This is a genomic window from Pseudomonas sp. LBUM1666 (genome assembly GCF_059695775.1).
In genome coordinates, this window is record NZ_CP166789.1 from 5739573 (window position 1) to 5752183 (window position 12611).

Below are 12611 nucleotides of genomic sequence, written 5' to 3' on the forward strand. Positions count from 1 at the left end.
TCAGACATCCTCATGTGCCATGAAAACCGCCCGGCAATGGGCGGCGAAAAATCGTGTGTTGGACTGGCATCCCAGGGGATTGTTCCCAGCCTTGGCGAGCCCCTGACGAACAGTCGAAAAAGAATTAGGCGCTGAAAGGCGCATTGGCAGCCCTGTAAATGATCGTTCCAGCCATAAAAAACGGCGACCCGAGGGCCGCCGTTTTGTTTTGCCTGAAGCCTTACGCCGCGCTAAACAACTTGTGCGGATCGATCACAAACTTCTTCGGCACGCCCGCATCGAACTCGCCATAACCACGCGGCGCGTCATCCAGGCTGATGACTTCCACGCCAACGATGTCGGCAATATGAATGCGGTCCCACATGATCGCCTGCATCAGCTGGCGGTTGTACTTCATAACCGGCGTTTGACCAGTGTGGAAGCTGTGGGATTTGGCCCAGCCCAGACCGAAGCGAATGCTCAGGCTGCCCATCTTCGCGGCTGCGTCGACTGCACCCGGATCTTCAGTCACGTACAGGCCTGGGATACCGATCTTGCCGGCCACCCGAACCACGCCCATCAGCGAGTTGAGCACGGTGGCCGGAGCCTCGTGTTTCACGCCGTCATGGCCGTGGCCACGCGCTTCGAAGCCCACGGCGTCGACGGCGCAATCCACTTCTGGCTCACCCAGCAGCGCAGCGATTTGTTCGTGAAGCGGGGTGTCCAGCGACAGGTCGGCGATTTCGAAACCCTGAGCCTTGGCGTGTGCCAGGCGGACAGTGTTGACGTCACCGATGATCACCACGGCCGCGCCCAACAGGCGAGCGGAAGCAGCAGCGGCCAGACCGACAGGACCGGCACCGGCGATGTACACGGTGCTGCCTGGGCCAACGCCAGCCGTCACTGCGCCGTGGTAACCGGTCGGCAGGATGTCGGAGAGGCAGGTCAGGTCGCGGATTTTTTCCATCGCGCGATCGCGATCCGGGAGTTTCAGCAGGTTGAAATCGGCATACGGCACCATCGCGTATTCAGCCTGGCCACCGGTCCAGTCGCCCATGTCGACATAACCGTAAGCACCACCCGGACGCGCCGGGTTAACGCTCAGGCACACACCGGTGTGCATTTCCTTGCAGGAACGGCAGCGCCCGCAAGCAACGTTGAACGGTACCGACACCAGGTCGCCGATTTGCAGGTTTTCGACGTCGCTGCCCTTCTCGATCACTTCACCGGTGATTTCGTGGCCCAGGACCAGGCCGGTTTGAGCAGTGGTACGACCGCGCACCATGTGCTGATCGGAACCACAGATGTTGGTGGAAACCACACGCAGGATGACAGCGTGATTAATCTTCCTGCCGCGCGGGTCCTGCATTTTCGGATAGTCGATTTTCTGTATTTCGACCTTGCCATCGCCGAGATACACCACACCACGATTGCCAGACATGCTTTCACCTCGCTGTTGTTTTTATGTAGCGGTCGCGTCGCCATGGATCGGCGGCGCGTTGATTGCTCGGGTACAGATGCTGTTTATGTGTTGCTTGTAATGGCCTCATCGCTAGCAGGCTAGCTCCCACAGTGATTCGGGTGAGCACAGGATTTGTGAACAACCCAAAACCCTGTGGGAGCTAGCCTGCTAGCGATGGCGACCTAAAGAACGACGGTGCGATTGGCGTTGAGGAACACGCGTCGCTCAATGTGATAACCAACGGCCCGGGCCAGGGTCAGCCCTTCGATATCCCGCCCCTTGGCGATCAGGTCTTCGGGGTAGTGACTGTGGTCCACGGCCTCTACGCCCTGGGCGATGATCGGGCCTTCGTCCAGGTCGTTGTTGATGTAGTGCGCCGTGGCGCCGACCAGTTTCACGCCCTTGTTGTAGGCCTGGTGATAGGGCTTGGCGCCCTTGAAACCCGGCAGCAGGGAGTGATGGATGTTGATCGCCTTGCCGTCGAGTTTGCGGCACAGCTCGGGCGACAGGACTTGCATGTAGCGGGCAAGGATCACCAGTTCGGCGCCGGACTCTTCAATCACCTGCCACACCTGACGTTCTTGGGACGGCTTGTCGTTCGGGTCCAGCGGGAAGTGGTAATACGGAATCTGGTGCCAGTCGGCCAACGGTTTGAGGTCTGGGTGGTTGGAGACCACGGCGGCCACGTCCATCGACAATTGGCCGATGCGCTGGCGGTAGAGCAAATCGTTGAGGCAGTGATCGGCCTTGGAGACCATGATCACCACTTTCGGGCGGTAGTTCGGCGCTGTGAGTTCGAAGATCATGCCGAAGGCTTGGCCGCGTTCCTCGAGCCCTGCGCGAAAGGCTTGTTCGTCGAAACCGTCAGGCTGGCGGAATTCCACGCGAATGAAGAAACGGCCCGAAAGCCGGTCATCGAAGGAATGGTGCTCGGTGACGTAGCAGCCCTGCTCGAACAGAAAGCGGGTCACCGCGTCCACGGTGCCGAGAACGCTTGGGCAGTCGGCGGTCAGAATCCATGTGTCTGGGGCGCGGCTCATAGTGCGGTGACTCCTGTTCGTTGTTCTGGGTGTCAGGGAAATCCACCCCTCACCCTAACCCTCTCCCCAAAGGGGCGAGGGGACTGACCGAGTTGTACTTGGCGCTACATCGACCTGAAATATCGAGTCGAACTCAGGCTCTGAAAAACATGCAAATCGGCTCCCTTTCCCCCTCTCCCCTCTGGGGCGGTCCGACGTTTCGGGAGGGTTGGGGTGAGGGGTGGCTTTTAAGCCTGGACGCTCAAGCCGTATTCGGCTGCCGCATCCTGCAACCACAACCACCAGTAATCCGAGAAGCTGCGACGAATCAGCAGTTCCCAGGTGTCTTCGGCGGTATGGCGAATTACCAGTTGCGACTTGGCAAACACGGTGCCCACAGCCTTGCCAACCGGGAAGCTGTTGGGGTGCACGTCGTAGCTGGTGGACTTCATCAGCACCTGGCGCACGTTCGGGCCGCTCAGTTCGAGGAGCTGCTGGCCGCCGCTGACGTTGGTGATCGCAATGTGCAGGTCGCCCAGCGCTTCACGCAGTTTTTGCTCGGCGGCGAATTCTTCACCGGTCGGCACGATCAGCAGCCATTCATCCGGCCCCATCCATTGCAGGCTGGTTTCGCCTTTGACGACGACGGTCAGCGCGCCCGGCAATTCGATACCGAGGGCTTTGTGCACGCCGGCAGCGAACGCCGCATCGTGGCCATCGCCACGAATGGTCAGGTGGCCGAGGAGTTTTTTCTCACGCACGATCACGCCGGCGCTTTTGCGACCCTTGCCCACCAGGCTGGCGAGGTCGGCGTGATGCAGCGACGACTCGGCCTTGGCCCCGGTGGTTGGGCGTTGTTGGTAAACATTGGCTGTGGTCATAAAGCACCTGTCCTGAATTCTGTTGGTTCCTGTGATGGCTGCACTGCCGTCATCGCCAGCAGGCTAGCTCCCACATTCAACCGCGTTCCCCTGTGGGAGCTAGCCTGCTAGCGATTGGTAGCCCGCCCACAGTTCTCGAGGCCATTAGACGTTCTGGCGATCACCCTTTGGATCGAAGAACACCGAAGAAACGATTTCCGCTTCGATCACGCTGCCATCGGCCAGCGGTGCGAACACGCGCTCACCGATACGCTTCAAGCCGCCCTTGACCACACCCATGGCAAACGAATAGCCCAGGGAGTTGTGCAAGTAGCTGGAGGTCACGTGACCGACCATCGTCATCGGGATCGCCTGCTTGGTGTTGAACACCAGTTGCGCACCTTCCGGCAGCCATTTGGTCGGATCGATCGGCTTCAGGCCGACCAACTGTTTGCGCTGATCACGCACGCAGTCTTCGCGGTTCATGCCACGCTGGCCGATCCACGAGAACGGTTTGGTGCGACCGACGCACCAGCCCATGTTCAGGTCATCCGGGGTCATCGACCCGTCAGTGTCCTGCCCAACGATGATGAAACCCTTCTCCGCCCGCAGAACGTGCATGGTTTCGGTGCCGTACGGCGTCAGGTTGTACTTTTTGCCGGCTTCGACGATTTTCTCGAGCACGCCCATGGCGTAGTCGGCTTGCACGTTGACTTCGTACGACAGTTCACCGGTAAACGAAATCCGGAACACCCGCGCCGGCACACCGCCGACCAGACCTTCTTTCCAGGTCATGAACGGGAAGGCTTCGTTGGTCAGATCGATGTCGGTGACTTCGCTGAGCAGCTTGCGGCTGTTCGGTCCGGACAGGGTCATGGTTGCCCAGTGATCCGTCACGGAAGTGAAGTACACCTTCAGGTCTGGCCATTCGGTCTGGTGGTAGATTTCCAGCCATTGCAGCACGCGTGCAGCGCCGCCGGTGGTGGTGGTCATCACGAAATGGTTGTCGGCCAAGCAGGCGGTTACGCCGTCGTCGAACACCATGCCGTCTTCTTTGCACATCAAGCCGTAGCGCGCCTTGCCCACGTCGAGCTTGGTCCAGGCGTTGGTGTAGATGCGGTTGAGGAACTCACGCGAATCCGGGCCCTGAATATCGATTTTGCCCAGAGTCGAAGCGTCCAGCAGGCCGACGCTGTCGCGCACGGCTTTGCATTCGCGTTTCACGGCAGCGTGCAGACCTTCACCGTTTTTCGGGAAGTACCACGGACGTTTCCACTGACCGACGTCTTCAAACTCGGCGCCGTTCTTCACGTGCCAGTGATGCAGCGCGGTGAAACGCACCGGTTCGAAGATGTGCCCACAGTGACGGCCGGCCACAGCGCCGAAAGTCACCGGCGTGTAGTTCGGACGGAACATGGTGGTGCCCATCTGCGGGATGGTCACGTTCAGCGAACGGGCGGCGATGGCCAGGCCGTTGACGTTGCCGAGCTTGCCCTGGTCAGTGCCGAAGCCCAGTGCGGTGTAGCGTTTGACGTGCTCGACCGACTCGAAGCCTTCGCGGGTCGCCAGTTCGATGGCGGCCGCGGTGACGTCGTTTTGCAGGTCGACGAATTGCTTCGGCGCACGTGCGGTGTTCTTTTCGTGCGGCACCTGGAACAGCGCCAGTGTTGGCTCTTCCAGACGGCTCAGGGCTTTCGGCAAGGTGCCTTCGACCACGCTGAAACCGGCTTCGCTGGCTGCGCGTGCGCCGCCTTCAAAACCATCGGCCAGGGAATCGCCGAGGCCATAGACGCCGTTGATGCCACCGACGCACACGCGTTTCTGCGGTGCTTCGCCCGGTACGAAACCGAGGATGTCTTCACGCCAGATCGGCTTGCCACCCAAGTGCGACGCCAGGTGAACCACCGGGCTGTAACCGCCGGAGCTGGCAACCAGGTCGCATTCAAGCCACTCACCTGGGCTGGTCACGGCGTGCGCTTTGACATCGATCGCGGCAACGCGAGCGGCGGTCACGTGCTTGCTGCCACGTGTCTCGATCACGGCGCTGCCGGTCAGGATGCGGATGCCTTTGGCGCGGGCTTCTTCAACCAGCGCACCGCGCGGATTGCTGCGGGCATCGGCGATGGCGACGACTTGCAGGCTGGCGTCGAGCCAATCCAGAGCAACGCGATAGGCGTGATCGTTGTTGGTCGACAGCACCAGTTTTTTGCCCGGTGCCACGCCGTAACGACGAACGTAAGTCGACACAGCGCCGGCGAGCATGTTGCCCGGCACGTCGTTGTTGCCGTAAACCAGTGGACGCTCGTGAGCGCCGGTCGCCAGCACTACACGCTTGGCGCGAACGCGGTGGATGCGCTGACGGACCTGGCCAATCGGGGCGCGGTCGCCGAGGTGATCGGTCAGGCGCTCGTGAATGGTCAGGAAGTTATGGTCGTGGTAACCGTTGACCGTGGCGCGCGGCAACAGCAGCACGTCCGGGGTGTCTTTCAGTTCGGCGATGACGCTGGCGACCCATTCGGAAGCCGGTTTGCCGTCGAGGCTTTCGCGGGAGTCGAGCAGGCTGCCGCCGAATTCTTCCTGTTCATCGGCGAGGATTACGCGGGCACCGCTGCGGGCAGCCGCCAGTGCAGCGGCCAGGCCAGCAGGGCCACCGCCGACGATCAGCACGTCGCAGTGCTGGTTCATGTAGTCGTAGGTGTCCGGATCGTTCTCGGTCGGCGAGCGGCCTAAACCTGCAGCCTTACGAATGTATTTCTCGTAAGTCATCCAGAACGATTGCGGGTACATGAAGGTTTTGTAGTAGAAGCCCGGCGGCATCAGCTTGCCGCCGACCTTGCCGAGAATCCCCATCATGTCGTTGTTTACGCTCGGCCAGCCGTTGGTGCTGGTGGCGACCAGACCTTGGTACAGCGCTTGTTGCGTGGCGCGTACGTTCGGGATTTGCGTGGCTTCGGTCGCGCCGATCTGCAGCACAGCGTTCGGCTCTTCAGCGCCAGCAGCGAAGATGCCGCGCGGACGGGAATACTTGAAGCTGCGACCGATGATGTCGACGCCGTTGGCCAGCAGTGCAGCGGCCAGCGAGTCGCCTTCAAAGCCTTTGTAGCTCTGGCCGTTGAAGGTGAAGTTCAGCACTTTGTTGCGGTCGATCCGTCCGCCGTTGGACAGGCGATTAATCTGGCTCATACCTTCTCTCCCAGAGCCGTGGCGGCCGCTTTCGGGCTATCGGTCTTGTCGGTGAACTGCGGCTTGGTGCCGATCTTGTAGGTTTCGAGAATCTCGTAGGTCACGGTGTCACGGGTAGCGTTGAAGTACTGACGGCAACCGGCGACGTGATCCCACAGCTCGTGGTGCAGACCGCGAGGGTTATCGCGGAAGAACATGTAGTCGCCCCACTCCTCGTCGGTGCAGGTAGTTGGGTCCAGTGGACGCGGGATGTGCGCCTGGCCGGATGCGTGGAATTCCTCTTCGGAGCGCAGTTCGCCGCAGTGAGGACAGAAGATATGCAACATGGGGATTTCTCCTGTTAGTGGGCAACCGCAGCAGCGCCGTGTTCATCGATCAACGCACCGTTGTGGAAACGGTCGATGGAGAAAGGTGCAGCCAATGGGTGCATTTCACCCTTGGCCAGACTCGCGGCAAATACGTTGCCCGAGCCAGGTGTTGCTTTGAAGCCACCGGTGCCCCAACCGCAGTTGAAGAACATGTTCGGGACCGGGGTTTTCGAGATGATCGGGCACGCATCCGGCGTGGTGTCGACGATGCCGCCCCACTGACGGTTCATGCGTACGCGGGACAACACCGGGAACATCTCGACGATGGCCTGGATGGTGTGCTCGATCACCGGGTACGAACCACGTTGGCCGTAGCCGTTGTAGCCGTCGATACCGGCGCCGATCACCAGGTCGCCCTTGTCGGACTGGCTGATGTAACCGTGTACGGCGTTGGACATGATCACGCTGTCGATAATCGGCTTGATCGGCTCGGACACCAGCGCTTGCAGCGGGTGGGATTCGATCGGCAGACGGAAACCGGCGAGTTTGGCCATGTGTCCGGAGTTACCGGCGGTCACGACACCGACGCGCTTGGCGCCGATGAAACCCTTGTTGGTTTCAACACCGATGCACACGCCGTTTTCCTTGCGGAAACCGATCACTTCGGTCTGCTGGATCAGGTCCACGCCCAGTGCGTCAGCGGCACGGGCAAAGCCCCATGCCACGGCATCGTGACGAGCCACGCCGCCGCGACGCTGGACGGTTGCGCCCATCACCGGGTAGCGCGTGTTCTTCGAGCAGTCGAGGTACGGAATCTCGTCAGCCACTTGTTTGGCATCCAGCAGCTCGCCGTCCACGCCGTTGAGGCGGTTGGCGCTGACCCGACGCTCGGAATCACGAATGTCCTGCAGGGTGTGGCACAGGTTGTAAACGCCACGCTGGGAGAACATCACGTTGTAGTTCAGGTCCTGAGACAGGCCTTCCCACAATTTCATCGCGTGTTCGTACAGGTGCGCCGACTCGTCCCACAGGTAGTTGGAGCGAACGATGGTGGTGTTGCGCGCGGTGTTACCGCCGCCCAGCCAGCCTTTCTCGACCACGGCCACGTTAGTGATGCCGTGTTCCTTGGCGAGGTAGTAGGCGGTCGCCAGACCATGCCCGCCACCGCCGACGATGACCACGTCATAGACCTTTTTAGGGGTCGGCGTGCGCCACATTTTCTGCCAGTTTTCGTGATGGCTGAGGGAGTGTTTGAAGAGGCCGAAGCCCGAGTATCGTTGCATAGTCATTTACTCCAAAACCGCGCTCAGCGATAAACCGGGAAGTCCGCGCACAGGGCCGAAACTTGCTGCGCAACATTGGCCTCTACGTCGGCGTCGCCGAGGTTGTCGAGGATGTCGCAGATCCAGCCGGCCAGCGTGACGCACTGGGTCACCTTGAAGCCGCGAGTGGTCACCGCCGGGGTGCCAATGCGCAGGCCGGAGGTCACGAACGGCGACTGTGGATCGTTCGGGACAGCGTTCTTGTTCACGGTGATGTGGGCGCGACCGAGTGCTGCATCCGCCTCTTTGCCGGTGAGGCCCTGACGGATCAGGCTGACCAGGAACAGGTGGTTGTCGGTACCGCCGGACACTACATCGTAGCCGCGTTTAATAAATACGCCGGCCATGGCCTGGGCGTTGTCGATCACTTGTTGCTGGTAAGCCTTGAAGCCAGGCTCCAGCGCTTCCTTGAAGCACACCGCTTTACCGGCGATTACGTGCATCAACGGGCCGCCCTGGGCACCCGGGAAGACTGCCGAGTTGAGCTTCTTCTCGATTTCTTCGTTGGATTTGCACAGGATCAGGCCGCCACGTGGACCGCGCAGGGTCTTGTGGGTGGTGGTGGTGACCACATCGGCGTACGGCAGCGGGTTCGGATACAGGCCGGCAGCGACCAGACCTGCAACGTGAGCCATGTCGACGAACAGCAGCGCACCGACCTTGTCGGCGATCTGACGGAAGCGTGGGAAGTCGAGGGTCTTGGAGTAGGCCGAGAAGCCAGCGACGATCATCTTCGGCTTGCACTCGACGGCCAGGCGCTCGACTTCGTCGTAGTCGATCAGCCCGGTTTTGGTGTCGATGCCGTACTGCACGGCGTTGTACAGCTTGCCCGAGGACGACACTTTGGCGCCGTGGGTCAGGTGACCACCGTGGGCCAGGCTCATGCCGAGGATGGTGTCGCCGGCCTGCAGCAGAGCCAGGTAAACGGCGCTGTTGGCCGAGGAGCCGGAGTGCGGCTGCACGTTGGCGTAGTCGGCGCCGAACAGTTGCTTGGCGCGTTCGATGGCCAGCGCTTCAACTTTATCGACGTGCTCGCAGCCACCGTAGTAGCGCTTGCCCGGATAGCCTTCGGCGTATTTGTTGGTCAGGCCACTGCCTTGCGCTTCCATGACGCGTTTGCTGGTGTAGTTCTCTGACGCGATCAGCTCGATGTGATCTTCCTGGCGTTGCTCCTCGGCATTCATCGCCGCCAGCAGTGCATCGTCGTAACCCTTGATCTGGTCTTGCTTGCTGAACATCGCGTCTCTCCCAGCGGCATCTATGCGCCATTCGTCTCGGTAAGGCACCGGTGTTTCGACAGTGCCCTTTGAATGCGATGGTATGACCGGCGCAGACAGGCCAAATGCCTACGGACGCCACGCAAAGGTGCGTTTACGACATGGATCGAAATGGCTGGCCGGACACAACCTTCGAACCAACGAAGATCCCCTGCTCCCACAGGGTCAGGCGATGACCTGTCGCACTGCGAGCAGCAGTAGAAAATGCAGTGGATACAGCGCATACGCCCAGCGACGCATCGGTGGCGGAGGTTTGAACCGGCCGGCGTAACGCAGCAAAAGCACGCCGGCCAATGGCGCGATCAGACAAGTGGCGATGCCGAGGATGGCTTCACTGTTGTGAAACCGCGCGGAGGAATACAGCACTGGCCACTGATTGGCTGCCAGACAGACCAATCCCGGCAACAGGCTGAAGTACCAGGGCCGCTTGATCACCAGCAACATCGCCAGCGGCAACAGGACGCCGAAGAAGCCGAACATCAGCCGTTCCGGGAATAGCGCCGCCAGCAGCAAGGCGCCTGCCGCCAACAGTCGCGTTTGCGGGGTTCGGTCCTGCCAGCCACGGGCCACCAGCAATCCCAGCACCAACGTGGGTAGCACGTTCAAGGTGTCGGGATCAGGAATGTACATCCGATAGGGAATTTCGCTGATGGCGCTAAACAGCAGCAACCACCCCAGATAACGCCACTGGCCGTCGGTCGCCACCACGCGGGCCCGTGCCAGGTTTGCGGCCATTGCCAGGCAGAACCAGGGAAACGCCAACCGCCCCGGAACATACAGAATATCGACGGAATAACCGACATATCGCAGGTGATCGAGCACCATACTCAATAGCGCCAGCCACTTAAGCAGATCCAGTGCCCCATCCCTTTGCGTCATGTGCATAATCGCCTGTCGTCTTTGTATTTTTCTGTCAGACGCATCGCGTGTGCTCTCCGGATGATCTTCGGTAAAGTGCGCACCATCATTGACCACGAGGTTCTTCACCATAAGAGTCTCGACCACGGAAAGCAGGGCCATGACTGATAAGAGCCAACAATTCGCCAGCGACAACTATTCCGGTATCTGCCCTGAAGCCTGGGCGGCCATGGAACAGGCCAACCACGGCCACCAGCGCGCTTATGGCGACGATGAATGGACCGCCCGCGCGTCCGATCAATTCCGCAAACTGTTCGAAACCGACTGCGAAGTGTTCTTCGCCTTCAACGGCACCGCGGCCAACTCGCTGGCCCTGTCGTCGCTGTGCCAGAGTTACCACAGCGTGATCTGCTCGGAAACTGCCCACGTCGAAACCGACGAATGCGGCGCACCGGAATTCTTTTCCAATGGTTCCAAGCTGCTTGTCGCCCGCACCGAAAACGGCAAGCTGACCCCGGAATCGATCCGCGAAATCGCGCTCAAGCGCCAGGACATCCACTACCCGAAACCGCGCGTAGTCACCCTGACCCAAGCCACCGAAGTCGGCAGCGTCTATACCCCGGAAGAAATCCGCGCCATCAGCGCCACGTGCAAAGAGCTGGGCCTGAACCTGCACATGGACGGTGCGCGGTTTTCCAATGCTTGTGCATTCCTCGGCTGCTCACCAGCCGACCTGACCTGGAAGGCCGGCGTCGACGTGTTGTGCTTCGGCGGCACCAAAAACGGCATGGCCGTCGGGGAAGCGATTCTGTTCTTCAACCACAAGCTGGCTGAAGACTTCGACTACCGCTGCAAACAGGCCGGGCAACTGGCCTCGAAAATGCGTTTCCTGTCGGCGCCGTGGGTCGGGATTCTGGAAAACGACGCCTGGCTCAAATACGCCCGCCACGCCAACCACTGTGCGCAGCTGTTGGCTGAACTGGTGAGCGATATTCCTGGCGTGGAACTGATGTTCCCGGTACAGGCCAACGGCGTGTTCCTGCAACTCTCGGAACCGGCCATCGCTGCACTGACGGCCAAGGGCTGGCGCTTCTACACCTTCATCGGCAACGGCGGCGCACGCTTCATGTGCTCGTGGGACACCGAAGAAGAACGCGTACGCGAATTGGCGACGGATATTCGCGAAGTCATGTCCCGCTAAACAGCAACCCGATCCCCTGTGGTGAGGGGATTCATCCCCGTTGGGCCGCGAAGCGGCCCCAAAACCATTCAACGTAATCTGTCAGACAGATTGAAATTGCAGGTTTTACGACGGCTTCGCCGCCGAACGGGGATAAATCCCCTCGCCACAAGGTTCGCTCCCCCACTTTCCGCTTGCGTCAGCTCCATCGTCTACATTGTTTGTCGAGCCCTCCGCTCAGACAACAATAATCGGGAGCGCACGCATGTCATTGAAAGGCAAAACCCTGTTCATCACCGGCGCCAGCCGTGGGATTGGTCGTGAGATCGCGCTGCGGGCTGCGCGGGATGGGGCCAACATTGTGATTGCCGCCAAAAGCGCCGATCCCCACCCCAAACTGCCGGGCACGATTTTCAGCGTGGCGAAGGAAGTCGAAGCCGCGGGCGGCAAGGCGTTGGCCTTGCAGGTGGATGTGCGTGATGAAGTCGCGGTACGCGAGGCGCTGGCCCAGGCCCACGAACATTTCGGCGCCATTGATGCGCTGATCAACAATGCCGGGGCGATCAAGCTGACCGGTGTTCAACACATCGAACTCAAGCGCTTCGACCTGATGCACCAGATCAACACCCGCGCCGTGCTGCTGTGCAGCCAGGCTGCCCTGCCCTATCTGAAGAAAAGCGGCGGACACATCCTCAGCCTTTCCCCGCCACTGAATCTGGCGACCAAATGGTTTGCTCAGTACAGCCCTTACACGGTGACCAAATACGGCATGAGCATGCTGACATTGGGCATGAGCGAGGAATTCAAGAACTACGGCATCAGCGTCAATTCCCTGTGGCCGCAAACGATGATCGCCACCGCTGCCATTGAATTTCAGCTCGGGTCACGCGAGTCGTTCAAACATGCGCGCACGCCCGCGATCATGGCCGATGCCGCCCATGTGATTCTGAGCAGCAGCGGTCGCAGCATTACTGGGCGATTGCTGATTGATGAGGAAATTCTGGGTGAAAACGGGATGACGGATTTTGAACAGTATCGGTTTGCGCCCGACACCACCGACCCGCTGATGCCGGACTTGTTTGTTGGTTGATATCCACCCCTCACCCTAACCCTCTCCCCAGAGGGTAGAGGGGACTGACTGTGGATTTCTTTAGAAAATTTGC

General features: G+C 60.3%; 10 protein-coding genes. 2 read left to right on the forward strand and 8 right to left on the reverse strand.

Annotated features, from left to right (window positions below; translation table 11 throughout):
* Positions 1-220 precede the first annotated feature (220 nt).
* The 8 genes from fdhA to ACA056_RS26560 form a co-directional block, all read right to left on the reverse strand.
* A complete protein-coding gene (fdhA, locus tag ACA056_RS26525) occupies positions 221-1420 on the reverse strand; it encodes a formaldehyde dehydrogenase, glutathione-independent (RefSeq protein ID WP_033053966.1) in 1200 nt (399 codons plus the stop codon).
* A 203-nt stretch (positions 1421-1623) separates the two neighbouring features.
* Positions 1624-2481, reverse strand: a complete 858-nt coding sequence (purU, locus tag ACA056_RS26530; protein ID WP_008147101.1) for a formyltetrahydrofolate deformylase — start codon at positions 2479-2481, stop codon at positions 1624-1626.
* A gap of 227 nt (positions 2482-2708) precedes the next feature.
* Positions 2709-3341, reverse strand: coding sequence for a sarcosine oxidase subunit gamma (locus ACA056_RS26535; RefSeq protein ID WP_497268877.1), 633 nt, complete (start codon positions 3339-3341; stop codon positions 2709-2711).
* A gap of 144 nt (positions 3342-3485) precedes the next feature.
* Positions 3486-6503 carry a sarcosine oxidase subunit alpha gene (locus ACA056_RS26540; RefSeq protein WP_497268879.1) on the reverse strand — a complete coding sequence of 1006 codons (3018 nt, stop codon included), beginning with the start codon at positions 6501-6503 and terminating at the stop codon, positions 3486-3488.
* Entirely contained in the window at positions 6500-6829 is a 330-nt protein-coding gene (locus ACA056_RS26545) for a sarcosine oxidase subunit delta (RefSeq protein ID WP_059407449.1), read from the reverse strand. Before ACA056_RS26545 ends, ACA056_RS26540 begins: the two co-directional genes overlap by 4 nt.
* 14 nt (positions 6830-6843) lie before the next feature.
* Positions 6844-8094, reverse strand: a complete 1251-nt coding sequence (locus tag ACA056_RS26550; RefSeq protein ID WP_007947735.1) for a sarcosine oxidase subunit beta — start codon at positions 8092-8094, stop codon at positions 6844-6846.
* A 23-nt stretch (positions 8095-8117) separates the two neighbouring features.
* The gene (gene glyA / locus ACA056_RS26555) at positions 8118-9371 is read right to left on the reverse strand and encodes a serine hydroxymethyltransferase (RefSeq protein ID WP_497268882.1); all 1254 of its coding nucleotides are present in this window, start codon (positions 9369-9371) and stop codon (positions 8118-8120) included.
* Positions 9372-9575: 204 nt separating this feature from the next.
* Positions 9576-10295: a TraX family protein gene (locus ACA056_RS26560; protein WP_497268884.1), complete on the reverse strand. Its 720-nt coding sequence runs from the start codon at positions 10293-10295 to the stop codon at positions 9576-9578.
* 133 nt (positions 10296-10428) lie between these two features.
* Between ACA056_RS26560 and ACA056_RS26565 the strand changes: the two genes are divergently transcribed.
* Together ACA056_RS26565 and ACA056_RS26570 are read left to right on the forward strand one after the other, a co-directional pair.
* Positions 10429-11469: a threonine aldolase family protein gene (locus ACA056_RS26565; RefSeq protein ID WP_497268886.1), complete on the forward strand. Its 1041-nt coding sequence runs from the start codon at positions 10429-10431 to the stop codon at positions 11467-11469.
* A gap of 244 nt (positions 11470-11713) precedes the next feature.
* Positions 11714-12538, forward strand: coding sequence for an SDR family oxidoreductase (locus ACA056_RS26570; RefSeq protein WP_497268888.1), 825 nt, complete (start codon positions 11714-11716; stop codon positions 12536-12538).
* Positions 12539-12611 lie beyond the last annotated feature (73 nt).